This window comes from Arthrobacter russicus, from assembly GCF_031454135.1.
Taxonomy (GTDB): Bacteria; Actinomycetota; Actinomycetes; order Actinomycetales; family Micrococcaceae; genus Renibacterium; species Renibacterium russicum.
On the sequence record NZ_JAVDQF010000001.1, the window covers coordinates 1,906,075 to 1,932,438 of the forward strand.

Here is a 26,364-nt window from a genome sequence, read left to right on the forward strand (position 1 = left end):
GGCTAGTCTTTGAAAACTTGTTGGTTTCTGGCGAATCTGCGGACTTGCTCGTCATCCCACAGCGTGGCCGGCATCGCCCCGGCCAGGAGTTTCCGCGGCAGTCCACCCCCGGTCGCCAACGGGGCATCCGAGCCGGCAAGCACCAGATTGCCGAATCGCCGACCCTTGAGCATCGGCGGGTCGGCGACGATTGAGGTGTACCGGAAGGCTGCGGCAACGGTGGCAGCCTCGCGTCTGGCGTTCACCAGTGCCGGGGTATCTCCGCAGTTGAGCAAATAGATCCCATCCGGAGAAAGCACTCGCTTGGCTTCCGCGGTGAATTCCTCGGTCAGCAACGGCGACGGCGTGAATCGCCCGGAGAAAACGTCCCGGATGATGACGTCGCGGCTGTCTTCGGTCAACGACGTGGTCACCGCACGGGCCTCCCCCACCCGGATTTTCAGCAAAGGCGCCTTGGGCAAGCCGAACCACTCCCGGACGTTCACCGCGAGCTGCCCGTCGATTTCGACGACGGTGTTCCGGGAATTCGGAAATTTCGCCACCAGATAGCGCGCCAGGGAACACGCGCCGCCACCGAGGTGCAATACCCGCAGCCGATCGTCGGCGCTCCAACGATCCTCGATCAGGGCAGCCATCCAGCGCATGTATTCGAAATCCAGTCGCAATGGATCGTTCAAATCCACATGCGATGATTGCATGCCGTTGATCCGGAGCAACCAACTGCCCGGGTTGCCCGGTTCCTCTTCCAACTCCGCCAGACCGGTGTCGATCCGGTGCTCGCCGGCCACCGGGTTCGCCGTCGTTTTCACTTGCCCACCATTTTCATCGCCGCACCATTTGGACTTCCGACAAGCCGTACCACTCTGCCGGCAGCTCCCTTTTCGCCTGGTTTCGCACAAAGCCCGACTTCCGGTAGAAAGCCTGCGCCTTCGGGTTGTCGTCGAGCACCCACAAATAGGCCGGACGGTCACCGATCGCCCGGCCCACCAGCTCCTGGGCCACCCCGAGACCATGCCCCCGGGCCAACACATACAACCCGTAGAGTTCGTAGTCTTCGGGCGGCGGCCATCCGCCGTCCGCATCGTCCCGCGGCGGTCCGGCGTGCGCGAAGCCGAGCACGCCGTCGTCGTCGACGGCAATCCAATGGCTGTGTGCGTCCCGGATGATTCCGCGCTGCCGCTCGACCCGTTCCGGAATCCTAGCTTCACGAGCGGCAAAAGCTGCTTCCGGGAGGAGCCGCGCGTACGCTTCGCGGTGCGCGGCCAAATGCATGGTCACCAATGGTTCGGCGTCGTCCAAGCTGGTTTGCCGAACCAAAAAACTCATTGCACCACCGCAACGGCGAAGCCGTCCCAGCCTTTGGAATTGGCGGTGGCGATTGCGGTCGCATCGAAGGATTCGGACGATCCGAGGAACTCCAAGGTTTCCCGGATCGCCAAAGCATCACCGCTGGCCTCCGGTGCCAGGAAGGCGCCCTCCCAGACCACGTTGTCCACCACGACAACGGTCCCGGGGCGGCTCAGTTCCAAGGCCCGCCGCAAGTAGTTGACGTTGTTGCCTTTGTCCGCGTCGATGAAGATCAGGTCGAAGGGACCGGCCGATTCAGTCAATTCGGCCAGCTCGGCCAAGGTTTCCAACGCCGCGCCGACTCTGATCTCGACTTTGCCGCCGATTCCGGCCCGGTCGACGTTTTGCCGAGCCACGGCCGCATGCTCGGGCAGGAATTCGCAGCTGATGACGGTTCCGTCCGCCGGGATTCCGCGCGCGAGCCAAATCGTCGAGTAGCCGGCCAGCGTACCGATTTCCAGAACCCGTTTGGCCCCCGAGATCCGGGCCAGAAGCATCAGGAATTTTCCGGCGGTGGGCGCAACTTCGATCGGCGGCATCCCGGCCCGGGCAGCCGATTCAACGGCCTCGGCCAAGGCGGAATCGGCTTTGACCACGGTCTTGCTGAGGAAATTTTCCACGTCCAGCCAGGCGGGCTGGGAAATGTGATCGACCATGGGTTCAGCATAATCCCGATGCCGGGCAACAGCGGCGGACTCGAGCGCCGGAACCGGCCGCAAACCGCCAAATTGGCCATCGATTCCGCCAGCTGGGCCCGCCGGACTCAGCTCTCCTCGATCGCCTTTTCCAGCCGGGCCACTTTGCCGGTCAACTCACCCGTGTAGCCCGGCCGGATATCGGCTTTGAGCACCAAGGAAACCCGGGCGCCGAATGCGCCCACCGCCTCGGTGGCGCGTTTGATCACGTCGAAGACCTCATCCCATTCGCCCTCCAAAGTGGTGAACATGGCATCGGTCTGATTCGGCAAACCGGATTCCCGAACGATTTTGACCGCAGCGGCCACCGCATCGTGCACGGAACCGTCGGCATGGGCTGAGCTCGGGGACACTGAGAAGGCAACAAGCATGCTCCATGCTGACACGACGGCCAGGCTGACGCCACCGTCGGCCTACTCTATGCTGAGTCCATGTCAGAGGCAGAAAGCATGCGTCCCCGGCGGGCCGACGCAGCCCGGAACAACGATCGGCTGATCAATGCGGCGCGATTGTGCTTTCGGGTCGAAGGGCCGGACGTGTCATTGCAGACCATCGCCAAGCAGGCCGGCGTCGGCGTGGCGACTTTGTTCCGGAACTTCGCGGACAAGGACGAGATGATTCTGGCGGTGCTCGCCGAAGAGATCACGGTCCGGGTGGATCCACTGATGGAGCGCGCCCTGGCCGACCCGAATCCGGTCCGGGGCATGATGTACATCATCAATGGCATGATGGGCATTGCCAGCCGTGAAGCGAACATGATTTCCGCGGTCGGGGTGCGCCGGGAGATCCTGATCGGCATCGCCACACCGATAGTCGGCACGCTCTACGAGTTGCTGAAACAGTCGCAGGCGGAAGAACTGATCCGGGCCGAGCTCGACGTCGGTGATCTCGTAGTGCTCCTGGCGATGATCCTCAGCTCCGTGGAAAGCACACCGCCGAACTCGAGGTCTTGGAAACGGTTCGCCATGCTGCTCGCCGATTCGGTGCTGGTCCCTGGCCGGCACCGCGAGCTCCCGCCGGCGAAGGCCTTCTTCTGGACGCCGGAATTCCCCTGAACCCAGGCCGTGGAATCAGCCGCGGCGCGCCCGCCAGGCGAGCCAGACCAAAGGAATCTGCAAGGGCAACCGAACCACTCCGGCGAGCTTTTCGGCGTCGTTGCCCTCAGGCCCGAAGGCTTGCTTCAGGTGCGAGACGTGGCCCGCCGTGAACGCCGCAAACATCGCCGCGGTGCCGGTGGCTGCGGCTTTCCGCGTGGCTGGAATGAGCAGTCCGGCCGCAGCAACCGCCTCGATGACACCGCTCAAGGCGACCCAGTCACGGCGGCTGAGCACCGCGAAGTCGCCATTGGTATCGGTGGAAATGCTGCGCGGTACCACGCGATAGAAGAATTTCGGGTTGCGGAAGTGCTGCACCGAACTGGCAGTCAGCAACGCCGCCAAAGACCAGGCTGCCCAGGGCTTGCTCATCGTGCTTCCTCTCAATCGCCGCGCTGCCGCGGTTGACGAAGTCTCATCCCACCGGTGGTTTCTGCAAAGCGTCAGCGGCCCGGACCAGAGCCAGATGCGAAAACGCCTGCGGGAAGTTCCCGGCCATCCTACGCTCCCCGGTTGCATACTCCTCGCTGAGCAGACCAAGTTCATTGCAGAATCCCACGAGCTTTTCCATCAGCAGCTTCGCCTCGGCAGCTCGGCCACTGTGCGCATACTGTTCCACCAGCCAGAAGGAGCAGGCCAGGAACGGATGCTCACCCGGTTCCAACCCGTCCAAACCGGAGTCGGTCCGGTAGCGCAAGAGCAATCCGTCGGCATCCAGGAGCTCCTTTTCCATCCGGGCCACGGTGCCGAGCATCTTCGGATCTTCATAGTCGATGAAGCCGACGTGCGGCAGCACCAGGAGCGAGGCATCCGTCGTGGTGCCGCCGTAAGTCTGCGTGAAACTGTTCAACTCCTGATTGAACCCCTGGGCGAGGACCTCGGCTTTGAGTCGATCGCGCAACTCCGCCCACCGCTCCACCGGCCCGGGCAGGCCGGAAGTCTGCACGGCTTGGACGCCCCGGTCGAAAGCCGCCCACATCATGACCCGGGAATGCGTGAAATAGTGCGGATCGCCGCGCATCTCCCACAGCCCCTGGTCTTTGTCCTCGAAGTGCCGCTCCGCGAAACCGAGCAGCGAGCGCTGCAGCGGCCAGGAGAAATGGTCCTCGGTGCTGCCGGTCTCCCGCAGCCGGTGCAGGGCCACCATCACCTCGCCCACTACATCCGCCTGGTATTGGTCCACCGCGCCATTGCCGATCCGCACCGGAACGGAATTTTCGTAACCCGGCAGGTGCCGCAATTCCTTTTCCGGAAGTTCGCGTTCGCCGCCCAGACCGTACATGATCTGCAGGTCCTCGGGGTCTCCGGCAACCGCCCGGAGCAGCCAATTACGCCAAGTCAGGGCTTCTTGCGCATAGCCGTGCGTGAGCATCGCTTCGAGGGTCAACGCCGCGTCGCGCAACCAGCAGAACCGGTAGTCCCAATTGCGCGCTCCGCCGAAATCTTCCGGCAGTGAGGTAGTCGGCGCCGCGACGATGCCGCCGGTGTCTTCATGGGTCAACGCGCGCAAGACCAGCAGCGAGCGCTGCACCTCGGCTGCGAATGGGCCGTCCTGGTCGCAGTCGGCCGCCCAGTCCTGCCAACGCGCAGTGGTACTGTGCAAGGCCTCATCGATGTCGATCGCGGCCGGGATCGGTCGATGCGAGGGGTACCAGACCAGTTCGAAGTCCAGCGTCTCGCCCTGCCCGACGTCGAATCCGCCGCGGTGCCGATGGTCGACCGCGACCGGCAGGTGCGGACCCCGCAAACTCACCGCATCGGGGCCGGCGATGGCGACCAGGACTCCTTCGCCGTCGCCGTCCAGCGTGCGCGATACCCAGGGGAGCACTTGGGCGTACTCGAACCGCAGGACCAGTTCGTGGCTCATCCGGACGGTTCCGCTGAGCCCTTCGACCCGACGGACGATCGAAGCGCGCCGATCGCCGAGCGGCATGAAGTCGGTCACCCGAACCACTCCGGTCTCGGTCTCCCACTCGGTGCAGAGCACGAAACTGCGATCCAGATAACGCCAACTCCGCACTTTCGCGGCTGCGGATTCCGGGGCCAGAAGCCAACGGCCGTGCTCTTCGGTGCCGAGCAACGCGGCGAAAATCGACGCCGAATCAAACCGTGGAAAGCACAGCCAATCGATGCTGCCGGTCTTCGCCACAAGCGGCCCGGTATGCATATCGGAAAGCAAGGCATAGTCTTCGATGCGCGACGCCATAACCCCACTCAACCACATTTCCAGCTGTGCCCGGACTGTGTGCCTGCGCCGCGCCTCGGGTGCTGTCTGCTTTTTGCGTTGATTTGCGTAAACTTGACGCCATGTCACAGCGCCTTGCCGAAGTTGCGCAAAAAGTCGGGGTCTCCGAAGCCACGGTCAGCCGTGTCCTGAACAACAAACCGGGCGTCTCGGCCAGCACCCGCGAAGCAGTGCTCACCGCCTTGGACGTCTTGGGATATGAGCGGCCCACCAAATTACGCGGCGAACGCGCCCGTTTGGTGGGCTTGGTTCTGCCTGAATTGCAGAATCCGATCTTCCCGGCGTTCGCCGAGGTAGTCAGCGGGGCCCTGGCGCAGAACGGCTACACCCCGGTGCTCTGCATCCAGACCGTGGGCGGAATTTCCGAGGCCGACTATGTCGAGTTGCTGCTCCAGCAACAGGTTTCCGGGGTGGTTTTCCTCGGCGGCATGTACTCCCAGAACGAGGCGTCGCACGACCATTACAAAAGGCTGCACGAACTCAAACTGCCCACCGTGTTGGTGAATGCCCCGGTCGCCGAGCTGGGCTTCCCCGCGGTCTCCTGCGACGACGCAGTCGCGATAGAACAGGCCTTCGGCCATTTGCGCCAATTGGGACACGAAAAAATCGGCGTCCTATTGGGCCCGGCCGACCATGTTCCGTCGCTGCGCAAACTCGGCAGCGCACGGGCATTCGCGGCCAAGTCCGGCATCGGACTGCCCGAGGAGCAGATCGTCTACGGGCACTATTCGCTCGAAGCGGGCCAGGCCGGTGCCAACCGGCTCCTGCAGGCCGGAGTGACCGCGATCATCTGCGCTTCGGATCCGATGGCCTTGGGTGCGATCCGGGCTGCCCGCCGCCTGGAGCTGAGCGTGCCGCACGACGTCTCGGTAGTCGGTTTCGACGATTCCGCACTGATGAACAGTACGGATCCGCCGCTGACCACGGTGCGCCAGCCCATCGAGCCGATGGGCAAGATGGTGGTCCGCTATTTGATCGACCAGATCGAGGGCAATGCCCGGCCGGTCGACGAGCTGCTTTTCGAACCGGAACTGGTTTTGCGGGCCTCGACCGCTCCGGTCAGGAAATAGGCCTGCCGAGTGCCGGGCCCGCAAATTCTCAAACGAGTGAGCGCTCGCCGGACGAGGCCATAATGTTTCTGGACTCATCGACGAAGGAATTGCCATGCCCTTGGAACTGCCCACGACCATGACCGCCAGCGTGCTGACTCCCGGGTTGGAGTTGGTCCTGGAACAGCGCCAGGTACCGGTGCCAGACGCCGACCAGGTCCTGGTGCAGGTCAGTTCAGTTGGCGTTTGCGGCTCCGACGTGCACTACTTCCGGGAGGGCCGGATCGGCGACTTCGTCGTCGATGCGCCGATCGTCCTGGGCCATGAAGCTGCCGGAACCATAGTCGCCGTCGGCAGCGCAGTAACGCCGGCCAGGATCGGCGAACGGGTCTCCATCGAACCGCAGCGGCCGAGCTTCGATTCGGCGCAGACGCTGGCCGGGCACTACAACCTGGACCCGCAGATGGAGTTTTACGCAACCCCGCCGGTCGACGGAGCCTTTGCCGAATTCGTCCTCATCCAGTCGGTTTTCGCGCACCGGGTGCCGGAATCGGTCAGCGACGACGCCGCAGCACTGGTGGAACCGCTCTCGGTGGGTATCGCAGCCGCCCGGAAAGCCGCACTCGATCCGGCAGACCGGGTGCTGATCTCCGGCGCCGGGCCGATCGGCCTGATCATGGCGCAGGTTGCCCGGGCCTACGGCGCCCGGGAAGTGGTGGTCACTGATTTGGACCCGGCCCGCCTGGCACTGGCCCGCCAGCTGGGCGCCGATGCGGCCTTCGACCCGCGGGAAACCGATCTGAGCGCCGAGCCGCGCTTCTCAGTGTTCTTCGATGCCTCCGGAGCGCCCGCAGCGGTGAGGTCAGGCTTGCGTTCGCTGGCCCCGGCCGGGCGCGCAGTCCTGATCGGAATGGGCTCAGACGACTACGCATTGCCGATATCGGTGATCCAGAACCGCGAGCTGTCGGTCACCGGGGTCTTCCGTTATGCGAATACCTGGCCGACGGCGATCAGCTTGGTCGAGCGCGGCGCGATCGACCTCGACGCTTTGGTTTCCGGGCACTTCGGTTTGGACCAGGTGCGCCAAGCCCTGGAAACCGCCGGTTCCTCCGGCGTGCTGAAGAACATCGTGGTCCCGGGACGTGGCACCCCCTGAGCGTGGAGTTGTGGCGGTTAAGCACGGATCTTAACCGCCACAACTCCACGTTCGGCGGAGGGGACTAGCGGCCGAGCAGCGCCAGGATTGCTGCCGGCTGGTTCGTGGTGACTTCCTGCACCCCCGCGGCCACACAGAATTCCAGGTCCTCGGGTTCGTCCACGGTCCAGACCCGGAACCGGCGTCCAGCCTCCTGCCACTGCTTGATCCGGTGCTGCTGCGTCCGCAGGTACGCCACCCCCGGACCGGCCAGGTCCACCTCGCCGTCGTCAAGCATCCGCTCGGCTTCCACCACCGCGATCCGCATAGCCGCAGCCGCACCGGCCGCCGCCAACGGGCCGAAGCCCAGCTCTTTCCGAATTTCCTCCACGTCCACCGCGGCCACCAATTGGCAGAGGTGTTTCCCGGGCACCGTGGCCAGCAAATACTTGAGCGAATCCGGGTCGAAACTCATGAAGGAAACGGTCAGATTCCCCAGGGTCGAACTCTGCGGCAGCCAACCGCGCGCCAGCAGCACCTCCAGTGCGGCTTCTTCGAGCCGGTTCCCGAACGGGTCAGGATGCTTGAACTCGATGGCCAGGCCGATCGGGCGCCCGGCGGCGAGCAGGATCTCCAGCAGCTCATCGAGGGTCAGGAATTGTTGTGAGCGGCTGCCGAACTCATCCGGGATGTCAGCGCCTTTCCAGGAGCTGACATCGAGCTCGCGCAGTTCGGCCAAGGTCTGCTCGGAGACGGCACCGGTGCCGTCGGACGTCCGGTCCAAGGTGGCATCGTGCAACAGCACCACCTGTTGGTCCGCGGTCAGATGGACATCGCACTCAACACCGTCGGCGCCGTCGGCGATGGCCCGCAAATAGGCGGCTCGAGTATGCTCGGCGAATTGCGCGCTGGCACCGCGGTGGGCATAAACCAAAGTCATGGCTCCAGGGTAACTGGACGGTGTGACCGCCGCGTTAACCTAGGCTTACGGTATGGATCCGCTCACTGAAGCCGACGAAATCAAGCGCACCGGCCTGCGCCGAATGAAGACGCTGGCCCTGAGTCTGCTGATTGCCGCCGCGATCATTTTCGGCTTTTCGTTCTGGCTCCGCGATGAATACCCCTGGTTGGAGTACGTCCGGGCGGCCAGCGAAGGCGCGATGGTCGGTGCGCTCGCCGACTGGTTCGCGGTGACCGCGCTGTTCCGCCGCCCTTTGGGGTTGCCGATTCCGCACACCGCGATCATCCAGAACCGCAAAGACGCGATCGGTGCCAGTTTGGGCGATTTCGTGGAAAGCAACTTCCTCTCCGAATCCGTGGTCCGCGAAAAGCTCGCATCGGTCGGCGTAGCGGAACGGCTCGGCGCTTGGCTGGCCAAACCCGAATCCGCCGAGCGGATCGCCGCGGAAGGTGCGGTGGCGATCCGCGGCGCGATGGAAGTGATGCGCGACGACGATGTCCGCGAGGTGATCGAGTCAATGGTCCGGCAGTATCTGCTGGCCCCGCCCTGGGGACCGCCGATCGGCCGGCTCGCCGGGCAGATTTTCGCCGACGGCCACCACCGCAAACTCGTCGACCTGCTGGTGGACCGGGCCTCCGATTGGGTCGAGAACAACCGGTCCACGGTGACCAGCATCGTCTCGGACCGGGCGCCCTCCTGGCTGCCCGGTTTCGTCGACGACATCGTCGGGGACCGGATCTACAACGAAGCCTTGAAGTTCGTCCACGCCGTCCAGGCCGAACCGGACCACCAGGTCCGGCAAGCCTTGGACGGCTATCTGGTCAAGCTCGCGGACGATCTGCAGCACGATCCGGCGATGATCGCCCGGGCCGAGGAAGTCAAAGCCCAGGTCTTGGATTCGCCCCGGGTCCAGGAACTCGCCGGGCGGACTTGGGACACCGTGAAGCAAGCACTGCTCAATGCGGTCGACGATCCGGAATCGGAGCTGCGGAAGAAATTCGTCTCGGTGCTGCGTGACTTCGGCAACCGGCTGTCCACCGACCCGGAACTGGCCGGCAAGATCAATGGCTGGATCACCGAGACCGTGGCCTACGCGGTCCGGAATTACCGGCACGACATCGCCTCGATCATCACCGACACCGTGGAACGCTGGGACGCCAAAGAGGCATCGGCGAAAATCGAACTCCAGGTGGGCCGGGACCTGCAATACATCCGGATCAACGGCACCGTGGTGGGCGCGCTGGCCGGCCTGACGATCTACACCGTGGCGAATCTGGCCTTCGGCTGAGCGGCACGCCGGACGATATTGCAACCAGTATGTCCCACTGAGTCCACGTGCTCAGTGGGACATACTCGGTTTGTCCCACCGGACTGTCGGACTCAGTGGGACCCAGCCGCAGCAGATCGGCTGAGCGGGCGGACCTTGCCGGCCGGCTCAACCCAGGAAACGGATCTGCTGGCCGGGTGCCGCTTGGCCCAGCAAATCCAGGTCGGCCCGCCGGACCACGGCGATCACCGGGTATCCCCCGGTCACCGGACGATCCGCCAGGAACACCGTGGGTTGGCCCGACGGCGGCACTTGGAGCGCCCCGGTGACCATTCCTTCACTCGGCAATTGGCCGTCCCGGACGAATCCGAGCGGCCGGCCGGAAAGCCGCACGCCGATTCGATTGCTGTCCGCGGAGACGGTCCAAACCCGCGCGCCCAGGTCATGCCAGGCACTCGGCACGAACCAGTCCAACCGCGGCCCCGGGGTCACCCGCAGGGCCAACGGCTTGCCCGGCGTCGGCGGGTCCCGGAAGAGCAGAGCGCTGGTCGCCCGGCTTTCCGTTTCTTCCGCTGGGCCGATCTCGATCAGGTCTCCGGCGGTCAGCGGGGCCGGCCCCAATTGCGCCAGCACGTCCCGGGAGCGGGATCCCGCGACCGGCTCGGCGAGCAAGCCGCCGGACACCGCGAGGTAATACCGCAAACCGGCGGCAGCCGGCCCGATCGAAAGCTTCGAGCCGGAGCGCACCGGCTGCATGGTGTTGCCGGGGACCGGCACGCCATCGAGCATGATCTCGCCCTGCGCTCCAGTCACCGCGATGCTCCCGGATTGCCGGAACTCGGCGGCGAAACCACCGATCAGGATCTCCAGCGCAGCGGCCGATGCGCGGTTCCCGACTAGTCCGTTCGCCGCGGCCAGGGCTTGCCGGTCCAGCGCACCGCCCGGCCCGAGTCCCCAGGACGCCGCGCCGGGGCGGCCCGAGTCCTGGATCAGCGAAAGCGGGCCCGTGGAAATGATCTGCATGCTCATGATGCCCGGAACCGCACTTTGGCGCCGGGACGGATCAACGCCGGGCTCGCGGCATTCCCGGCATCCCACAATCGGGCCGACGTCCGGCCGATCAATTGCCAACCGGCCGGTGAGGACGTGGGGTAGATCGCACTGAATTCGCCCGCCAGCGCCACCGAGCCAGCCGGAACCGACGTCCGCGGGGTGTTCCGCCTGGGCACCCGGAGCCGCTCGTGGTCGGTGACCAGATAGGCGAACCCCGGGGCGAAACCGGTAAACGCCGCGGTCCATTCCGAACCGGTGTGCAGCTGCACCACCTCATCGACGGTGAGCCCCGCGTACTGCGCGACTTCCGCCAGATCCGGACCGTCGTAGACCACGTCGATGAGCACCTCGGGACCGCTTTGTGCCGGCTGCTCCACCGGCTCCGCGGCATCGATCCAAGCCAGCACGGTCGGTTGCTCCAGCCGTTCCGGATCGAACGTGACCAAAATCGTCCGGGCTGCCGGGACCACATCGATCACACCGTGCGGCGGCGCACCCAGCGCACGGAACAATGCCAGTACCGATTGCAGATCGGGAAGCTCGACCAAAACCGCGGAATCGCCGCAGGGCAAAAGCCGGGGTTCAACTGAAGCGGGCAAATTCCACCCCGGCGGCTTCCAATGCAGACCGGACCGCGAGCGCCATCTGCACCGCGCCCGGGGTATCCCCGTGCACGCACAAAGAAGCCGGCTTCAGCTCGACCAAGCTGCCGTCCACGGCTGCGACGACGCCCTCGGTCACCATCCGCACGGCACGCTCGGCGATCTGTTCGACGTCGTGCAACACCGCGCCCGGCTGCCCACGCGGCACCAGCGTGCCGTCCGGCAGATAGCCGCGGTCCACGAAGGCCTCTTCGAAAAACGGCACCCCGGCATCGGCGCAGGCCGCTTGGATCCGGGATCCCGGCAAGCCGAGGACCGGCAGATCCGCGCGGAAATCCGAAACCGCAGCAGCGACCGCCGCCGCCTGCCCGGGATTGGCGGCGATGCGGTTGTACAGCGCACCGTGCGGTTTCACATACGCCAACCCTGCGCCCCGGCTGCCAAGCATGCCGGCCAGGGCCCCGATTTGGTAGAGCACGTCGCCGTACAGCTCATCGTGCGGAATCTCCATCGCGCGCCGCCCGAATCCGGCCAGATCCCGGTACGCCGGATGCGCCCCCACCGCCACGCCGTTGGCCAGTGCGGTCTGCGCGGTGCGCAACATCGTCACCGGGTCTCCGGCATGGAAGCCGCAGGCCACATTGGCGCTGGTCACGGTTGACAGCAAAGCCTCGTCGTCGCCCATCGACCAGGCCCCGAAGGATTCGCCCAAGTCGCTGTTGAGGTCAATCTGCAACGGCATCGATCTCTCCTGTACCCGTTCCGGTTCGGTCGGCGGCGGGCTTCTTCCGGCCTGGCAATTTCGCGGTGATCGCCTGCAGTTGGCCGCGGACCGATACCGCAGGGGCCGGTGGCAACGCCAGATCTCCCGGCAAGGCCAGCGGCGGCGGGCCGAAGGCGATTTTGGTCGCCCGGACCACGGACCGGCCCATCATCAGGTTTCCGGCTCCACCGATCACCGCGCCCACGCCGAACGGCACCATCCGGCCGAGCATTGCGCCGCCTTGGCTGACCACCATCCGCCTGACGAACATTTTCTGGATCCGGCTGCTGACCATTTTCATGGCCCCCATCGGCACGTTTTTGCCGAGCATGGTTCCCCAGGTGGTCAGCGGACTGCCGCCGCGGCCCAGGGCCCGGCCCGCGAAGGACTGCATCAAGGCAGTGCCTTCTTCGCCGAGCATGATCGCCATCACCATGGTCCTGGCACGCTCCGGGTCCTGCAGGTGGACCCCGTGCAATTCCGCGATCGACAAGGCGTACAATGCCGTGGTCTCCATGAAGACGACGGTTGCCGCCGCGGAAATGCCCATCGAAGCCAGCGTGCCGATGCCGGGAATGATCGCAGTAGCACCGATCGCGGCGCCCGAGCCGGTCACCGTGTTGATGAACTCGCGGTCCAAGCGGACCGCCAATTCGGCCGGGCTGGCTTGCGGATACTTCCGGCGCAGTCGGCGCAGATTCGCCCTGACCATCGGCCGCTGGCTCTCCACCGCCTGCAACAAGGCATTCTGCAGGGCGGGCTTGGGTTGGCCGTCCGCGGTGAACGCTGCATCCGCGGCGATCCTCATCGCCCGGTTGGGCTTCTGTTTCGCCATACCGACTAGCCTAGGCGACGAAAACCGTGCCGCTGCCCGGAAACTGGCAAAACACCGCCAATTTCCGAAATATTGTTGAACAATCTGATTTCCGGTCGCATACTCATAGGAACGAACGTCGGCGTTCGCCGACCGGGAGGCCGCTTGCGGGCCGCTTCGACGATGCTAAGGGGAAGCACCATGAAGAAATCTCTGAGGATTCCGGCCGGCCTGCTGGCCAGCGCTTTCGCCGTCGGCAGCCTGGGCTTCGCCGCGCCGGCGACCGCGGTTCCGGAGGCACCGAAACTGACGACCACGGTTCCGGAGGAATCAGCAGTGAATCAATGCAGCAATCCACTGGCGCCGATCACGGTCGAAGAGCAACGGCTGAGCGTCGTGCTGCAAGGCCAGAGCAGGCCTACCGCGAGCATTCTGATCGAAGCCGGCGGATTCAACGCGAATGTCGACAAGCTGGTCGGCGAGCTGTGCTCGACCGCTACGCTGGCTGCGGCGAAAACTCTGGTCGCCGCAGCCGGAAACCAGCTCTGGCGCGACGCCGTCGACAGGGCCCAGGGCCGGCTCCAGCAAGGCTCCGCAGAGCAGATCGACGACCGACCGCTCTATTGGGCGCGGCTCGCGATGACCAAAGCCGTTCGGCAATGGCTGCCGCTTTTCGTGCTGGAACCCGCGCAGCGCGATCAGCTGATCAAAGACTTGGACTACGCATCGCGCGGGGTCACCTCGATCGGCTTCCCCGCCGGCGCGGAAGACCAGCGCCGAGTCCTGCTGACCGGCTTCGATCCGTTCTTCCTGGACGGCACCGGCGCCAAACGGATCAACCCGTCCGGAATCGCCGCGCTGCAGCTGGACGGCAAGGAGATCGAGACCGAAAACGGACCGGCCGTAGTGCAGGCCGCGATGCTGCCCGTGGATTGGCGGGCCTTCGACGGCGGGATCGTGGAACAGATTTACGGAACCGCTTTGAGCGCCTCGGCCGAACAGCGCCCGGGAACCATCATCACGATCAGCCAAGGCGCGGGGGCCGGCTACAACATCGAAAAATGGGCGGCCAGCAATCGCGGCGGCACCCAGGACAACAACAACTACAGCGCGCGCGGCGATGCGCCGCAGGCTTCGGGCTGGCCGCAGGTCGACAACCAATTCATCGAGACCACCCTGCCCGCGCAGCAAATGATCGATGCCGGCACCGGCACCCGCTCCGTCCAGTTGAACCCCAAGTTCTGCGAGTCCGCCAATGCCAGCAGGACTCCGTCCAGTTGCAAGACTTCCGGGGCCCCGGCACCGGGCAGCTACTCGGTCTCCGGCGGCGGTGGCGACTACCTCTCCAACGAAAGCATGTATCGGGCCAACCGGGTGCGGCTCGGGCTCGGGCTGACTACGCTGGCCGGCGGCCACCTGCACACCCCGTACTACGATATTCCGCCGGTGATCAACGGCTCGGGAAACACGGCGTTCTTCGACACGCTGCGCCGGGACACCCAACAAGTGGTGAATCTGGTAGCCGCCGCGGCGGCAGCCCAGCCCTGATCTGCCGGGTCGGGCCTTGGCCCCACAAGGCAAGCGGGTTTTGGCAGGCTGGCCAGCCGGCCAGGCAAGCGGGGGCGGTCAGACTGGTCAGACCGAGGGACGGAACGGCAGCGTCGCGGTCAGAAATGAGCTGGCATCGACCAGTTCGGCGGCACCGATGCCGTGGCCCATGCCGGGGTAACGCTCAGCCTGCAGCCTGGTGTTTTCCCGGAGCCAGATTTTGCTGAATTCGACGGCGTCGGGGTTGATCACCAGATCTGCCACGTCGCGGGCCCAGAAAAACGGTGTCTTGGTCTTCAGCGGCTCCGAGGCGGCCAGAAGCGCATTGTCCAGCACGAATCCGGAGAGTCCGACCACTGCGGCAAAAGCGTCCTGCCGCAGCCGCAGCATGGTGCTCGCCATGGCCATGCCTTGCGAGTGGCCCAGCAGGCTCACGCTGCGGAAACCGGATCGAGCCGTCTCGGCATCCAGCCACGCGAACACCTGGTTGGTCGCGGAGATGACGTCGGCGAAGTCATTGTTCAGGAAGTAATCCAGCAAGAACCAGCCGTACTCGCCGTCCATTTCGAACGGTCCGCGCGGCGCGGCGCAGGTGAACCGTTGCGGCATCGCGGAGAAATGTTCCGCCATCCGGGCTTCGCCGGAACCGTAACCGTGCAGCATCACCAGCAAGTCGGTTCCGGCACGTTCCGACTCAGGCTTGGACCAAAGCGCATTGAGCATGCATCCAGCCTATGCGGCGATTCCGCTTCCGGGCATAGGCTGGATGCATGCTCGGTTTGCAGAGGCAACAAACGGTGCCCCGATGAGGGCCAGCCCGCCGGCCAACGATCAGGCACGCCGCGCCATTTTGGCCGAAGCCATGACGTCTTCCGGAGCATCGGCGAGCACAAAAGAGAGCAGCTTCACGGTGGTTTTGGCCTTCACCGTGAACCTGGTGATCGCGGTGGCCAAATCGATCGCGGCCGCACTCACCGGATCCGCGTCGATGACCGCCGAAGCCGCCCACTCCTGGGCCGACGCCGGCAATGAGGTCTTCCTCTTGGTGGCAGACCGGCGTTCGCAGCGGCCCCGGGACAACCGGCATCCCATGGGTTACGGCCGCGAAGCCTACGTCTGGTCGATGTTCGCGGCCTTCGGCTTGTTCACCGCCGGCGCGGTGGTCTCGATCATGCACGGCATCCAGGAGCTGCTGGACCCCGAGCCGGCCGGGGATTTCCTCATCGCCTACTTGGTGCTCGGCGTGGCTTTCGTGCTTGAAGGGATCTCTTTCACCCAGGCCTACCGGCAAGCGCACAAGACCGCCTCGGCCTTGCAGACCAGCACGCTGGAACACGTGGCAAATAGCTCCAACCCCACGCTGCGCGCGGTCTTCGCCGAGGACGCAGCCGCCTTGATCGGCCTGGCCATCGCCTTTCTCGGCATTTTCCTGCACCAGGTGACTGGATCGCCCGTGCCGGACGCGATCGGCTCGATTGCGGTCGGCGTGCTGCTCGGCGTCGTCGCGGTGATTCTGATCGACCGCAACCGCAGGTTCCTGGTCGGCCAATCGGTGAGCGACGACGTCGAAATCCTGGCCGTCGGCCTTTTGCTCAAACGGCCGGAAATCGACCGGGTGACCTATATCCATCTTGAGTACGTGGGACCGAGCAAGCTGTACCTGGTGGCTGCAGTGGATCTGACCGGAAACGCGGACGAAGACGATGTCGCCGTGCGGCTGCGACGCCTCGAACGGGATCTGGAGAACCTCGATTACGTCGAGGAGGCCGTGATCACGCTGTCCACGAAGGACGAACCCTCGCTGCCCGGGTAGTCCTCGGAATCCGGCCCGCGATTCGCGCCGCAACCTGGCCCGGGCGGCCGGCGCCGGATCATCCTGCAGCCAATTCCTGACCCCGGCGTCCGGAATACTGGGGGAATGGCGAACACCAGCTCCCGGTCCTTCCGTTTGCTCTCCTTGTTGCAGCACCACCGGTTCTGGCCGGGCAAAGACCTCGCGGAGAAACTGGAGGTCTCGTTGCGCACGCTCCGGCGGGATGTGGAAAGACTGCGCGAGCTGGGCTATCCGGTGCAAGCCACCCGGGGCAGCGACGGCGGCTACCAGTTGGCCCCGGGAGCGTCTTTGCCGCCTTTGGTGGTCGATGACGAAGAAGCGGTGGCACTGGCCATCGGCTTGCGAATGGCCGCCCAAGGCGCCGTCTCCGGAATCGAAGACGCTTCGATCAGCGCCTTGGCCAAAGTGATCCAAGTGATGCCCGCCAAACTGCGCCGCCGGGTCGAGGCACTGCAGCTGGCCACCATCCAGTCCTCCGCAGCGCCAGGCCCGATGATCGACGCGAATACGCTCACCACTCTGGCCCAGGCCTGTAGGGACGAGGAACGGCTCGAGTTCCGCTACACGGCACGATCAGGCGAGCCGAGCCAGCGCCTGGTCGAACCGCACCGGCTGGTCGCCGTCGGCCGCCGCTGGTACCTGGTGGCCTACGACCTGAGCCGATACGACTGGCGCAGCTTCCGGGTTGACCGCCTTGCCGATCCGGAGCGCACCGGAGCCCGGTTCCGGACGCGGACCTTGCCGGCCCGGGATGCTTCGGAATTCGTCCAGCGGAGCCTCAGCGAAGTTGCCGGTCCGCAAACCTACCGGGTACGTTTGCACGCGCCCTTGGCCGAAGTCCGGGATCAGCTCGGCGATTGGGCGCAATTGGACGAATCCGGACCCGGGTACTGCGAATTGGCCGTGACCGGGGACACTCCGGCCTGGGCGGCCTTTGCGACGCTCAGCACGGGTGCCGACTTCGAGGTGCTCGACGGTTCCGATCTGGCCGCATTTTTGGATTCCTGGCAGGCTCGAATCCGCAAGAATATGAAAGTTTCTGCAAAACCTTGACAATAAACTGCAATATTGGTGAAACTGAGGGACATAAGCCCGCCAGCGGGGGCGCGGCGCGCAGCACTCGTGAAGTCCAGAAGCACCGAAATGCAGAATGCACCCTTCTCGAATAGGAGCTCCCCCAGTGACAAATCTTCGAACCCGCAGTACCGCAGTGGCCCTCGGCGGCCTCCTGCTCGCCAGCGGCGTGGTCGGCACCGTCGCCGCCCAGGCCGATGCGGCACCAGCACCAGCCTCCGCATTCCTGGCTCCGCGGATCGCCGCCACCGGCGACCTGTCCGCGCCGGCCAAAAAGGAAATCGCCATGCAACTCGTCTGCAGTGCCGAAAACTCCTCCTTGGACTGGCGGGCACAATACGGCTACATCGAGGACATCAATGACGACCGCGGCTACACCGGCGGCATCATCGGCTTCACCTCAGGCACCGGCGACATGCTGCAACTCGTGCAGAACTACGCCAACACCAAGCCGGACAACAATGTGCTCAAGCCGTTCCTGCCGGCCCTGCGCAAGGTCAATGGCACCCCCTCGCATGACGGACTCGGCCAGAAGTTCGTCGACGCCTGGCACCAAGCCGCCAAAGACCAGGTCTTCCTGACCGAGCAGGACAAACTTCGGGACAGCATGTACTTCAACCCCTCGGTCAACCAGGGCAAATCCGACGGCTTGAGCAATTTGGGCCAATTCATGTATTACGACGCCATCGTGATGCACGGCCCCGGAGATTCCGCGGATTCCTTCGGCGGCATCCGCAAGGCAGCCATGAAGAACGCCAAGACCCCTGCCCAAGGCGGCAATGAGAAGACCTACTTGCAGGCCTTCGCCGCAGCACGCAAGAAGATCATGAAACAGGAAGACGCCCACTCGGACACTTCCCGGGTGGACGACGCCCAGCTGAAGTTCCTCAATGAAGGCAATTACGACCTGCACACTCCGTTGAAGTGGAAAGTCTACGGAGACGCCTACGAGATCAAGTAGCCGAGATCCACACCGGCGCCCCGTCTGCCCCCGGCAAGCGGGGCGCCGGTGTTTCTGCGCCAGCTGCCGGGGCAAGCCGTGGACAGCCCCGATTGACAAGTAAAGATAAACACAGATAAAGTCATCCAAACCAACATTGATGTGACTCTTGTCACCGTATGCGCAGGGGTGATTCCGTGTTTGCCCACGAAAGGCACGAACGCATTGCCGCGCTGGCCGCCGCCGAGGGCCGGGTCAGCGTCCACGAACTCGCCGAGCTCTTCGACGTGACGCAGGAAACCGTGCGGCGGGACCTGGATGCGCTCGAAGCCGAAGGCAAACTCCGCAGGGTGCACGGCGGCGCAATCGCGATGGACCGGCTGAGCATGGTGGAGCCGAGCCTGAGCGAACGGCAGAGCCAGAACCAGCAACAAAAACAAAGAATCGCGCGGGCCGCCTTGCGCTTCCTGCCACGCACCAGCACCGCATCGGTCATCCTCGACGCCGGCACCAGCACCGAGCTGCTGGCCGAGCAGCTGACTGCTTGGGCGCCGGCCGCAGCCGCCGAAGAGCTCCTGGTCATCACGAATGCGGTTCCGATCGCGCAACGCCTGTGCAACCGCCCCGAGGTCAGTTTGGAAATCCTCGGCGGCCGGGTCCGCGGTCTGACCAGCGCCGCGGTCGGCTCCGGGGTGATCGCACAATTGCAGGGCCTCCGTCCGGACATCGCGTTCATCGGCGCGAACGGTTTGCACTCGCGCTTCGGCCTGAGTACTCCGGACGCCCTGGAAGCAGCAGTGAAAACCGCCATGGTCCAGGTGGCGCACCGGGTCGTCGCGCTCGTGGATTCCTCCAAATTCGAGCAGGAGACCTTGGTCCGCTTCGCCGCCTTGGAAGCCATCGACGTCCTGGTCACCGACCAACGGCCCGGCGCCGAGTTGGCCGCAGCACTCGACCAGGCCGGCGTCGACGTGGTCGTCGCATGATCCTCACACTCACCCCCAATCCCAGCCTGGACCGGACCATCGAGCTGGCCGCGGCGCTCAACCGCGGCGGCGTGCAACGCGCGGTCTCGGCCCAGCAACAGCCCGGCGGCAAAGGCGTCAACATCGCCCGGGCGATGACCGCCTCCGACGTAGAGTGCCTGGCCCTGCTGCCCGGCTCCGCCGAAGACGCCGTGTTGACCGCCTTGCGGAAGCAGGGAATCGCGCATCTGGGAATGCCGATCGGGGCCGCCCTGCGCTCCAACGTCACGATCACCGAACCGGACGGCACCACCACCAAGGTCAACGAACCCGGCCCGGCGCTTTCCGCAACCGAACAGGCCGAACTGATCGGGCTGGCGGTCAGCCACTCCCGCGACGCCGATTGGCTGGTCCTGGCCGGCTCGCTTCCGCCGGGGACCGAGGCCGATTTCTACCCCCGGGTGATCGAAGCCGTCCGCGGCGCCTGGGGACCGACGGCGCCGAAAATCGCCGTGGACTCCTCCGGGGCCCCGTTGGCGGAAGCGGTCAAAGCCAAGCCGGACCTCATCAAGCCCAATGCCGAAGAATTGGCGGAGTTGGCCGTCGCAGCCGGTCTGTTGGATCTGCCCGGCCGGCCAGGAGAGGCCGAATCGGAGCTGGAAGCAGATCCCGGGCTGGCTGCCCGGCTCGCCCGCGAACTGGTGGACCTGAGCGTCGGCGCGGTTCTGGCCACGCTGGGTGCACGCGGGGCAATCCTGGTCACCCCGGACGGCGCTTGGTTCGGGCACGGCCCCAAGATCACCGCACGCAGCACCGTCGGCGCCGGCGACTCGGCGCTGGCCGGCTATCTGCTGGCCGAGCTCGCCGGCCGATCCGAACCGCAATGCCTGCAGCAAGCCGTGGCGCACGGCGCGGCGGCTGCCGCGCTGCCCGGATCCACGGTCCCCGCTGTCGCGCAAACCAACCCCGCCGCCATCACTGTCGCCGCACTCACCCTGAAAGGGCAATCATGAGCGAACTCATCACGGCTGATCTGGTCAGTCTCGACGTCGCCGTCGGAAGCACCCCGGAACAAGTGATCCGCAGCCTGGCGGCCCGGATCTCCAGGGCTGGCCGGGCGACGAATCCGGACGGCCTGTTCGCCGACGCCTGGGCCCGGGAACAGAAGACCGCAACCGGAGTGCCCGGCGGGATCGCGATTCCGCACTGCCGGTCCGAAGCAGTTTTGGCGCCCACTTTCGCCATGGCCCGGCTCCCCGAAGGCGTGAATTTCGGCGCCAAGGACGGTCCCGCAGATCTGATCTTCTTCATCGCGGCACCCGCCGGCGCCGACCAGACCCACCTGAAGTTGCTTTCCGCCTTGGCCCGGGCTCTGGTCCGCAAGGACTTCACCGCGGCACTCCGGTCCGCGGAAAGCCCGGAAACGGTCGTGGAACTGGTCAATCAGGCGGTTTCCCCGCAATCCGCGGACTCTGCTGCGGCAAAGCCCGCCGGCGACGGGACGTCCACCGCGCAGACCCGCAGACTGGTCGCGGTCACCGCTTGCCCCACCGGCATTGCGCACACCTACATGGCAGCCGACTCGCTGCTCGCCGCGGCCCAAGAGGCAGGCGTGGACCTGCAGGTGGAAACCCAAGGCTCCTCCGGCGCGAAGCCGCTGGACCCGGCAGTCATCGACGCCGCCGAGGCAGTGATTTTCGCGGTGGACGTCGACGTCCGGGACCGGGGCCGCTTCGCCGGCAAGCCGGTGGTCAATGTCCCGGTGAAACGCGGCATCGACGAGCCCGCGGAATTGATCCAGGAAGCGCTCCGGGCCGCTGCCGATCCGCGCTCCGCCAAAGTTCCGGCCGGCGGTGGCAGCGGCGACGCCAAAGAACAGAATGAGCACTTCGGCCAGAAACTGAAACGGGTGCTGCTCACCGGGGTGAGCTACATGATCCCGTTCGTTGCGGCCGGCGGTCTGCTGATCGCGCTCGGCTTCCTGCTCGGCGGCTACGAGATCACCAAAGTGGCCGACGATGTGGTGCTGCAGAACAGCCTGTGGAACTTGCCCGACGGGGGCTTGTACATCTATCTCGGCGCGATCGCCTTCAAGATCGGCGCACTGTCGATGGGCTTCCTGGTCCCGGCATTGGCCGGCTACATCGCCTATGGCATCGCGGACCGGCCGGGCATCGCACCGGGCTTCACCGCCGGCGCCGTCGCGGTTTTCATGGGTGCCGGATTCATCGGCGGCCTGGCCGGCGGTCTGCTGGCCGGCGTCATCGCCTGGTGGATCGGCAGTTTCAATGCGCCCCGCTGGCTGCGCGGCCTGATGCCGGTAGTGATCATCCCGTTGCTCGCCTCGATCGTCGCCTCCGGCCTGATGTTCCTGGTGCTCGGCGGGCCCATCGCGGCCTTGACCACGGCGCTCAACGATTGGCTCTCCGGGATGACCGGGGTCTCCGCAGTATTGCTCGGCATCATTTTGGGTCTGATGATGTGCTTCGACCTGGGTGGACCGGTCAACAAGGTCGCCTATTCCTTCGCGGTGGCCGGTTTGGGCGCCGGATCCGCAACGAACCAGGGCCCGTGGCTGATCATGGCCGCGGTGATGGCCGCCGGCATGGTTCCGCCGCTGGCCATGGCGTTGGCCACCTTCCTCGACCGCAAGCGGTTCTCCGCAGCTGAACGGGAAAACGGCAAAACCGCAGTGCTGCTCGGCTTCTCCTTCATCTCCGAGGGCGCGATCCCCTTCGCCGCAGCCGACCCGCTGCGCGTGATCCCCGCCTCGATGCTCGGCGGGGCTTTGACCGGGGCGCTCACCATGGCCTGGGGCGTCACTTCGCAAGCACCGCACGGCGGCTTCTTCGTGTTCTTCGCGATCAACCCGTTCTGGCTCTTCGTGGCTGCGATCCTGGCCGGAACGGTGCTCAGCGCACTGGCGGTGCTGGCGCTCAAACGCTTCGTCGCCGCAAAGCCGGCGGCTGCTACCGTAGCTGCCTGAGGGGGTAACCGATGACGACGTTCAACGGAGTGGGAGTCAGCCCGGGCCGGGTGGTCGGCCGAGTCCGGCAGATGCCGCCGGCCGTGAGCGAGCCCCCCGCCGGGCTGCCCCTGGCCGAGGGCACGACGCCGGAACAGGCCGTCGCGCAGCTCAAAACGGCCGCCGCCGCGGTTCAGTCCGCGCTGCGCGAGCGCGCTTCCGGCGCCAGCGGCGACGCCAAAGCAGTACTGGAGGCGACCGCCCTGATGGCCGCGGATCCAATGCTGATCAAGGCCGCCACGAAGCAGATCGAATCCGGAGCCGCCGCCGAACGCGCGCTGTGGGAGGCCGCCGAGGGGGTGGCCAGCATGCTGCTGCAGCTGGGCGGCTACATGGCCGAGCGCTCGCGCGATGTGTACGACGTGCGGGCCCGGATCGTGGCCGAGCTGCGCGGCGTTCCGGCACCGGGCATCCCGGATTCCGACGAGCCGTTCATCCTGCTGGCCGAAGACTTGGCCCCGGCGGACACCGCGACCTTGGATCCGCGCAAGGTTTTGGCCTTGGTCACTGCCGACGGCGGTCCGCAGTCGCATACCGCGATCATCGCCCGGGCGCTGGGTTTGCCGGCCGTGGTGGCTGCCCCCGGAGTCCGCGCGATCCCGGACGAAACCGAAGTCTACGTCGACGGCACGGCCGGCAGCCTGAGCACCGACGTCGGCCCGGCCGAGCTGTCCGCGGCCCAGGACTGGACCGCCCAGGCGTCCCGGCTGAGCTCCTTCGAGGGCCAGGGCGCGCTCTCCGACGGAACTCCGGTGCCACTTCTGGCAAACGTCGGCAACGCTGCCGAGGCAGCGGCCGCAGCGCAGGCCGGAGCCGACGGCGTGGGGCTGTTCCGCACCGAGTTCTTGTTCCTGGACCGGGAAGCAGAACCTTCAGCGGAGGAACAGACCGCTGCTTACCGAGGGGTATTCGACGCTTTCCCGGGCAAGAAGGTCGTGGTCCGCACGCTCGACGCGGGCGCGGACAAACCGCTGCCCTTCCTGAGCAGCAGCGACGAGCCCAACCCGGCGCTGGGCGTGCGCGGCTACCGCACCGACCACTATCGGCGCGAGCCGGCGGTTCCGGGTGTCCTGGCCCGCCAGCTCAGCGCCATCGCCGCCGCAGCAGCAGTCGGCACCACCGAAGTCTGGGTCATGGCGCCGATGGTTGCCACCCCGGTCGAGGCCGCACGTTTCGGCCGGCTGAGCCAGGACGCCGGGCTGAAGACCACCGGCGTGATGATCGAGGTGCCTTCGGCGGCGTTGAGCACCCGGCACATCATGAAACACGTCGACTTCGCGAGCCTGGGCACCAACGACCTGACCCAGTACACGATGGCCGCAGACCGGCAGTTGGGGCCGCTCGCCGAGCTCAACGACCCGTGGCAGCCTGCGGTGCTTTCGCTGATCGCGGTGGCCTGCAATGCCGCACAGCAGAGCGCCGTCGGGCAGAGCACGGAAAAACCGGTCGGGGTCTGCGGTGAGGCTGCCGCCGACCCGGCGCTCGCCGTCGTCCTGGTCGGTTTGGGCGTGCACACCCTGTCGATGACCGCCCGGGCGATCCCGGCAGTGGCCGCGGTGCTGCAAACCGTCAGCCTGGAGCAGGCCCGGCAGATCGCTGCGGAGGCACTCCAACAAGAATGTGCGGCAGCGGCAAGGGCCTCGGCCCGGGCCAAGCTGCCGGTGCTCGAAGAACTCGGACTCTAGGAGGAACCATGTCAGAACGCCATGCCACGATCGCCAGCCGGGTGGGCCTGCACGCGCGGCCGGCGGCGATTTTCGCCGAAGCCGCAGCCGAACTCGCCGAACAGCACGGACTCGAGGTGAGCATCGCACCCGAAGGCACCCCGGCCGAGGACGCCTTGGACGCCGCCAGCATCCTGTCCTTGATGGGCCTCGGCGCGGCGCACGGCGACCGGGTGGTACTGCGGGCCGAAGGCGCCGGTGCCGAGGAAACCCTCGACGCCCTGGTCGCCATCTTGGAGACCGACCACGACGCCTAATCACGGCGTGGGCATGTCCCGTCGAGTCGGTCGACTCGGCGGGACATGCTTGTTTCTCCCGCCGAGTGCGGCAACTCGGTCGGGGCGGCTTTGCGGGAACTCGCGCCGAGCCGGTTTGCGTCGAGCCGGACGCCGTTTCCGCAGCCGATATGTAACGATACGGTAACGCCTGATCTGAGCAGGCCAGAGCTGCGATCCGCGGCGCTTTTCGTTGCCTCAGCGACCCAAAATTCCCGGTTTTTCCAGCATCCTGCGGTGGAAAAGACTAAAATCGAAGGCCTGCCCGGGCTACCCCGGTGCGGTACGGCTAACAGTCGCAAGCAAATGACCTCCCCAGGAGATGCCCAAATGCCCACAGACAACAGCACGATGACCCCGCCTGAAGAGGCGAGCCCGAGCGGAGGAAAATCCCCGGGCACGGCCGGGAGGCCGGCCAAGGCCCGACGCCTTCCGCGGCTGAAGCAACGCCGCCTGGCGGTCGACGACGTCAATGTCGTGGACAAGCCGATGCTCAAGAAAGCGCTGGGCGGCACCGTGGTCGGCAACACCATGGAATGGTACGACGTCGGCGTCTTCGGCTACTTGATCACCACTATGGGCCCGGTCTTCCTGCCTGAGGCGGACAAGACCGCGCAAAACCTGTTCCTGCTCGGGACCTTTGCCGCGACCTTTTTCGCCCGCCCGCTCGGCGGCATCTTCTTCGGCTGGCTCGGCGACAAAATCGGCCGGCAAAAAGTGCTCGCCGCCACGCTGATCCTGATGGCAGCATCGACCTTCGTGCTCGGCCTGATCCCCGGTTATGCCACGATCGGAATCTGGGGCGCCGTGATGCTGGTCCTGGTCAAGTTGGTGCAGGGCTTTTCCACCGGCGGGGAGTACGCCGGCGCCACCACGTTCGTCAGCGAATACGCCTCGGACAAACGGCGCGGCTTCTTCGCGAGTTTCCTCGACATGGGCAGCTACCTGGGCTTCGCGCTCGGCGCCGCGCTGGTTTCGGTCCTGCAATTGACGCTCGGCCAAGGCGCCATGGAGGAATGGGGATGGCGGATCCCGTTCTTGGTCGCCGGGCCGCTGGGCGCGGTCGCGATCTACTTCCGCTTGAAGATCGAGGAGTCCCCGCAGTTCCAGGCGACCCTCGACGCCGCGGAGAAATCCAACCAGGACGCCCAGTCCCAGGACGCCGCGGCGAAAAATCCGGTCAGCCTGGTCAAGGCCTACTGGCGGCAAATCGTCCTCGCGGTGATCCTGGTCGCCGCCGCGAACACGGTCGGTTACGCGCTGACCACCTATATGCCGACCTATCTGACCACTTCCAAGGGCTGTGACGAGGTGCACGGCACTCTGCTGACCATCCCGGTGCTGCTCGTGATGAGCATCTGCATCCCGCTCACCGGACGGCTTTCCGACCGGATCGGACGACGGCCGGTACTCTGGACCGGTGCGATCTCGACGATCGTGCTCTCGCTGCCGGCCTTCATGCTGATCGGCGTCGGTGAGATCTGGTCCACGCTGCTGGGCCTGGCCCTGATCGCATTCCCGGTCACTTTCTACGTGGCCAACCTGGCATCCTCGTTGCCGGCGCTCTTCCCCACCTCCAGCCGTTACGGCGGAATGGGCATCGCCTACAACTTCTCGGTGGCGATCTTCGGCGGCACCGCGCCGTTCATCATTGAGAGCCTGCTCAAACTCAGCAACAACGATTTGATGCCGGCGTTCTACCTGATGGCGACCTCCGCAGTCGGCGCGGTGGCGATCTTCTTCCTGCGTGAATCAGCCGGCCGGCCGCTGCCCGGATCGATGCCGAGCGTCGACACCGCCCAGGAAGCCCGGGAACTGGTGGCCGGGCAGGATGACAACCCGGATCTGGATCTCAATGAAATGCCGTTCGACGAGACTTTCGAGCCGCCGACGCCGGCCGAAGGGGTGCCCGCGGTGCCGATCGCGGACGCCAAACTCTGAGCGCTCGGCGCAG

General features: G+C 65.7%; 26 protein-coding genes. 14 read left to right on the forward strand and 12 right to left on the reverse strand.

What is annotated here, in order from left to right; translation table 11 throughout:
• Positions 1 to 2: 2 nt before the first annotated feature.
• The 4 genes from JOE69_RS08885 to JOE69_RS08900 form a co-directional block, all read right to left on the reverse strand.
• Complete coding sequence (locus JOE69_RS08885; RefSeq protein ID WP_296362825.1) at positions 3 to 809, reverse strand: spermidine synthase; 807 nt, start codon at positions 807 to 809, stop codon at positions 3 to 5.
• Between the two features lie 13 nt (positions 810 to 822).
• Positions 823 to 1,326, reverse strand: coding sequence for a GNAT family N-acetyltransferase (locus JOE69_RS08890; RefSeq protein WP_296362824.1), 504 nt, complete (start codon positions 1,324 to 1,326; stop codon positions 823 to 825).
• On the reverse strand, positions 1,323 to 2,003 hold the full coding sequence (locus JOE69_RS08895) for an O-methyltransferase (RefSeq protein WP_309797922.1): 681 nt from the start codon (positions 2,001 to 2,003) through the stop codon (positions 1,323 to 1,325). Before JOE69_RS08895 ends, JOE69_RS08890 begins: the two co-directional genes overlap by 4 nt.
• A 107-nt stretch (positions 2,004 to 2,110) precedes the next feature.
• Entirely contained in the window at positions 2,111 to 2,413 is a 303-nt protein-coding gene (locus JOE69_RS08900) for a thiamine-binding protein (protein ID WP_309797924.1), read from the reverse strand.
• Between the two features lie 60 nt (positions 2,414 to 2,473).
• Here JOE69_RS08900 and JOE69_RS08905 point away from each other — a divergent pair, with 60 nt between their 5' ends.
• Complete coding sequence (locus JOE69_RS08905; protein ID WP_309797926.1) at positions 2,474 to 3,097, forward strand: TetR/AcrR family transcriptional regulator; 624 nt, start codon at positions 2,474 to 2,476, stop codon at positions 3,095 to 3,097.
• Between the two features lie 15 nt (positions 3,098 to 3,112).
• On the opposite strand, the gene JOE69_RS08910 is transcribed toward JOE69_RS08905, so the two are convergent.
• Both JOE69_RS08910 and JOE69_RS08915 read right to left on the reverse strand, forming a co-directional pair.
• Positions 3,113 to 3,508 carry a DoxX-related protein gene (locus JOE69_RS08910; RefSeq protein WP_296362820.1) on the reverse strand — a complete coding sequence of 132 codons (396 nt, stop codon included), beginning with the start codon at positions 3,506 to 3,508 and terminating at the stop codon, positions 3,113 to 3,115.
• 43 nt (positions 3,509 to 3,551) lie between these two features.
• A complete protein-coding gene (locus tag JOE69_RS08915) occupies positions 3,552 to 5,360 on the reverse strand; it encodes a glycoside hydrolase family 15 protein (protein WP_309801231.1) in 1,809 nt (602 codons plus the stop codon).
• An 83-nt stretch (positions 5,361 to 5,443) separates the two neighbouring features.
• Here JOE69_RS08915 and JOE69_RS08920 point away from each other — a divergent pair, with 83 nt between their 5' ends.
• Together JOE69_RS08920 and JOE69_RS08925 are read left to right on the forward strand one after the other, a co-directional pair.
• Positions 5,444 to 6,451 carry a LacI family DNA-binding transcriptional regulator gene (locus tag JOE69_RS08920; RefSeq protein ID WP_309797928.1) on the forward strand — a complete coding sequence of 336 codons (1,008 nt, stop codon included), beginning with the start codon at positions 5,444 to 5,446 and terminating at the stop codon, positions 6,449 to 6,451.
• Positions 6,452 to 6,545: 94 nt separating this feature from the next.
• The gene (locus JOE69_RS08925) at positions 6,546 to 7,586 is read left to right on the forward strand and encodes an NAD(P)-dependent alcohol dehydrogenase (protein WP_309797931.1); all 1,041 of its coding nucleotides are present in this window, start codon (positions 6,546 to 6,548) and stop codon (positions 7,584 to 7,586) included.
• A gap of 64 nt (positions 7,587 to 7,650) precedes the next feature.
• On the opposite strand, the gene JOE69_RS08930 is transcribed toward JOE69_RS08925, so the two are convergent.
• Positions 7,651 to 8,505, reverse strand: coding sequence for a glycerophosphodiester phosphodiesterase (locus JOE69_RS08930; RefSeq protein ID WP_309797933.1), 855 nt, complete (start codon positions 8,503 to 8,505; stop codon positions 7,651 to 7,653).
• Positions 8,506 to 8,557: 52 nt separating this feature from the next.
• Here JOE69_RS08930 and JOE69_RS08935 point away from each other — a divergent pair, with 52 nt between their 5' ends.
• Positions 8,558 to 9,814, forward strand: coding sequence for a DUF445 domain-containing protein (locus JOE69_RS08935; RefSeq protein WP_309797935.1), 1,257 nt, complete (start codon positions 8,558 to 8,560; stop codon positions 9,812 to 9,814).
• Between the two features lie 147 nt (positions 9,815 to 9,961).
• Here the strand turns inward: JOE69_RS08935 and JOE69_RS08940 are convergent, their stop codons facing one another.
• Genes JOE69_RS08940 through JOE69_RS08955 form a run of 4 tightly spaced genes read right to left on the reverse strand, consistent with a single transcriptional unit; the run spans position 9,962 to position 13,046 of the window.
• On the reverse strand, positions 9,962 to 10,822 hold the full coding sequence (locus JOE69_RS08940; protein WP_309797938.1) for a 5-oxoprolinase subunit C family protein: 861 nt from the start codon (positions 10,820 to 10,822) through the stop codon (positions 9,962 to 9,964).
• Positions 10,819 to 11,445, reverse strand: coding sequence for a 5-oxoprolinase subunit B family protein (locus JOE69_RS08945; protein ID WP_309797942.1), 627 nt, complete (start codon positions 11,443 to 11,445; stop codon positions 10,819 to 10,821). The genes JOE69_RS08940 and JOE69_RS08945 overlap by 4 nt, the downstream gene beginning before the upstream one ends.
• On the reverse strand, positions 11,429 to 12,190 hold the full coding sequence (locus JOE69_RS08950) for a LamB/YcsF family protein (protein ID WP_309797943.1): 762 nt from the start codon (positions 12,188 to 12,190) through the stop codon (positions 11,429 to 11,431). The genes JOE69_RS08945 and JOE69_RS08950 overlap by 17 nt, the downstream gene beginning before the upstream one ends.
• Entirely contained in the window at positions 12,174 to 13,046 is an 873-nt protein-coding gene (locus JOE69_RS08955) for a hypothetical protein (RefSeq protein WP_309797945.1), read from the reverse strand. The genes JOE69_RS08950 and JOE69_RS08955 overlap by 17 nt, the downstream gene beginning before the upstream one ends.
• A 180-nt stretch (positions 13,047 to 13,226) precedes the next feature.
• On the opposite strand from JOE69_RS08955, the gene JOE69_RS08960 reads away from it, so the two are divergent.
• Entirely contained in the window at positions 13,227 to 14,573 is a 1,347-nt protein-coding gene (locus JOE69_RS08960) for a PA0049 family protein (RefSeq protein WP_309797947.1), read from the forward strand.
• An 87-nt stretch (positions 14,574 to 14,660) separates the two neighbouring features.
• Here JOE69_RS08960 and JOE69_RS08965 read toward each other — a convergent pair whose 3' ends face one another.
• Positions 14,661 to 15,296, reverse strand: a complete 636-nt coding sequence (locus JOE69_RS08965; RefSeq protein WP_309797950.1) for an alpha/beta hydrolase — start codon at positions 15,294 to 15,296, stop codon at positions 14,661 to 14,663.
• An 82-nt stretch (positions 15,297 to 15,378) separates the two neighbouring features.
• On the opposite strand from JOE69_RS08965, the gene JOE69_RS08970 reads away from it, so the two are divergent.
• From JOE69_RS08970 to JOE69_RS09010, 9 genes are all read left to right on the forward strand, one after another.
• Positions 15,379 to 16,386, forward strand: a complete 1,008-nt coding sequence (locus JOE69_RS08970) for a cation diffusion facilitator family transporter (RefSeq protein WP_374709690.1) — start codon at positions 15,379 to 15,381, stop codon at positions 16,384 to 16,386.
• Positions 16,387 to 16,491: 105 nt separating this feature from the next.
• Positions 16,492 to 17,460 carry a helix-turn-helix transcriptional regulator gene (locus JOE69_RS08975; protein ID WP_309797952.1) on the forward strand — a complete coding sequence of 323 codons (969 nt, stop codon included), beginning with the start codon at positions 16,492 to 16,494 and terminating at the stop codon, positions 17,458 to 17,460.
• A gap of 127 nt (positions 17,461 to 17,587) precedes the next feature.
• Positions 17,588 to 18,442: a chitosanase gene (locus JOE69_RS08980; protein ID WP_309797956.1), complete on the forward strand. Its 855-nt coding sequence runs from the start codon at positions 17,588 to 17,590 to the stop codon at positions 18,440 to 18,442.
• A 176-nt stretch (positions 18,443 to 18,618) separates the two neighbouring features.
• Positions 18,619 to 19,407, forward strand: a complete 789-nt coding sequence (locus tag JOE69_RS08985) for a DeoR/GlpR family DNA-binding transcription regulator (RefSeq protein ID WP_309797958.1) — start codon at positions 18,619 to 18,621, stop codon at positions 19,405 to 19,407.
• Entirely contained in the window at positions 19,404 to 20,399 is a 996-nt protein-coding gene (locus JOE69_RS08990) for a 1-phosphofructokinase family hexose kinase (protein ID WP_309797960.1), read from the forward strand. The genes JOE69_RS08985 and JOE69_RS08990 overlap by 4 nt, the downstream gene beginning before the upstream one ends.
• Positions 20,396 to 22,372 carry a PTS fructose transporter subunit IIABC gene (locus JOE69_RS08995; protein ID WP_309797963.1) on the forward strand — a complete coding sequence of 659 codons (1,977 nt, stop codon included), beginning with the start codon at positions 20,396 to 20,398 and terminating at the stop codon, positions 22,370 to 22,372. The genes JOE69_RS08990 and JOE69_RS08995 overlap by 4 nt, the downstream gene beginning before the upstream one ends.
• An 11-nt stretch (positions 22,373 to 22,383) precedes the next feature.
• The gene (ptsP, locus tag JOE69_RS09000; RefSeq protein ID WP_309797964.1) at positions 22,384 to 24,096 is read left to right on the forward strand and encodes a phosphoenolpyruvate--protein phosphotransferase; all 1,713 of its coding nucleotides are present in this window, start codon (positions 22,384 to 22,386) and stop codon (positions 24,094 to 24,096) included.
• Positions 24,097 to 24,104: 8 nt separating this feature from the next.
• Positions 24,105 to 24,392 carry an HPr family phosphocarrier protein gene (locus JOE69_RS09005; RefSeq protein ID WP_309797965.1) on the forward strand — a complete coding sequence of 96 codons (288 nt, stop codon included), beginning with the start codon at positions 24,105 to 24,107 and terminating at the stop codon, positions 24,390 to 24,392.
• A gap of 348 nt (positions 24,393 to 24,740) precedes the next feature.
• On the forward strand, positions 24,741 to 26,351 hold the full coding sequence (locus JOE69_RS09010) for an MFS transporter (RefSeq protein ID WP_309797966.1): 1,611 nt from the start codon (positions 24,741 to 24,743) through the stop codon (positions 26,349 to 26,351).
• Positions 26,352 to 26,364: the final 13 nt, after the last annotated feature.

Bases quoted from the DNA above. Each gene is read 5' to 3' on its own strand.
- JOE69_RS08935 (WP_309797935.1), top strand. From the start codon at position 8,558: ATGGATCCGCTCACTGAAGCCGACGAAATCAAGCGCACCGGCCTGCGC.
- JOE69_RS08905 (WP_309797926.1), top strand. From the start codon at position 2,474: ATGTCAGAGGCAGAAAGCATGCGTCCCCGGCGGGCCGACGCAGCCCGG.
- JOE69_RS08975 (WP_309797952.1), top strand. From the start codon at position 16,492: ATGGCGAACACCAGCTCCCGGTCCTTCCGTTTGCTCTCCTTGTTGCAG.
- JOE69_RS08940 (WP_309797938.1), bottom strand. From the start codon at position 10,822: ATGAGCATGCAGATCATTTCCACGGGCCCGCTTTCGCTGATCCAGGAC.
- JOE69_RS09005 (WP_309797965.1), top strand. From the start codon at position 24,105: ATGTCAGAACGCCATGCCACGATCGCCAGCCGGGTGGGCCTGCACGCG.
- JOE69_RS08970 (WP_374709690.1), top strand. From the start codon at position 15,379: ATGAGGGCCAGCCCGCCGGCCAACGATCAGGCACGCCGCGCCATTTTG.
- JOE69_RS08925 (WP_309797931.1), top strand. From the start codon at position 6,546: ATGCCCTTGGAACTGCCCACGACCATGACCGCCAGCGTGCTGACTCCC.
- JOE69_RS08895 (WP_309797922.1), bottom strand. From the start codon at position 2,003: ATGGTCGATCACATTTCCCAGCCCGCCTGGCTGGACGTGGAAAATTTC.
- JOE69_RS08910 (WP_296362820.1), bottom strand. From the start codon at position 3,508: ATGAGCAAGCCCTGGGCAGCCTGGTCTTTGGCGGCGTTGCTGACTGCC.
- JOE69_RS08915 (WP_309801231.1), bottom strand. From the start codon at position 5,360: ATGTGGTTGAGTGGGGTTATGGCGTCGCGCATCGAAGACTATGCCTTG.
- JOE69_RS08950 (WP_309797943.1), bottom strand. From the start codon at position 12,190: ATGCCGTTGCAGATTGACCTCAACAGCGACTTGGGCGAATCCTTCGGG.
- JOE69_RS08955 (WP_309797945.1), bottom strand. From the start codon at position 13,046: ATGGCGAAACAGAAGCCCAACCGGGCGATGAGGATCGCCGCGGATGCA.
- JOE69_RS08965 (WP_309797950.1), bottom strand. From the start codon at position 15,296: ATGCTCAATGCGCTTTGGTCCAAGCCTGAGTCGGAACGTGCCGGAACC.
- JOE69_RS08920 (WP_309797928.1), top strand. From the start codon at position 5,444: ATGTCACAGCGCCTTGCCGAAGTTGCGCAAAAAGTCGGGGTCTCCGAA.
- JOE69_RS08990 (WP_309797960.1), top strand. From the start codon at position 19,404: ATGATCCTCACACTCACCCCCAATCCCAGCCTGGACCGGACCATCGAG.
- JOE69_RS08930 (WP_309797933.1), bottom strand. From the start codon at position 8,505: ATGACTTTGGTTTATGCCCACCGCGGTGCCAGCGCGCAATTCGCCGAG.
- JOE69_RS08995 (WP_309797963.1), top strand. From the start codon at position 20,396: ATGAGCGAACTCATCACGGCTGATCTGGTCAGTCTCGACGTCGCCGTC.
- JOE69_RS08900 (WP_309797924.1), bottom strand. From the start codon at position 2,413: ATGCTTGTTGCCTTCTCAGTGTCCCCGAGCTCAGCCCATGCCGACGGT.
- JOE69_RS08890 (WP_296362824.1), bottom strand. From the start codon at position 1,326: ATGAGTTTTTTGGTTCGGCAAACCAGCTTGGACGACGCCGAACCATTG.
- ptsP (WP_309797964.1), top strand. From the start codon at position 22,384: ATGACGACGTTCAACGGAGTGGGAGTCAGCCCGGGCCGGGTGGTCGGC.
- JOE69_RS09010 (WP_309797966.1), top strand. From the start codon at position 24,741: ATGCCCACAGACAACAGCACGATGACCCCGCCTGAAGAGGCGAGCCCG.
- JOE69_RS08960 (WP_309797947.1), top strand. From the start codon at position 13,227: ATGAAGAAATCTCTGAGGATTCCGGCCGGCCTGCTGGCCAGCGCTTTC.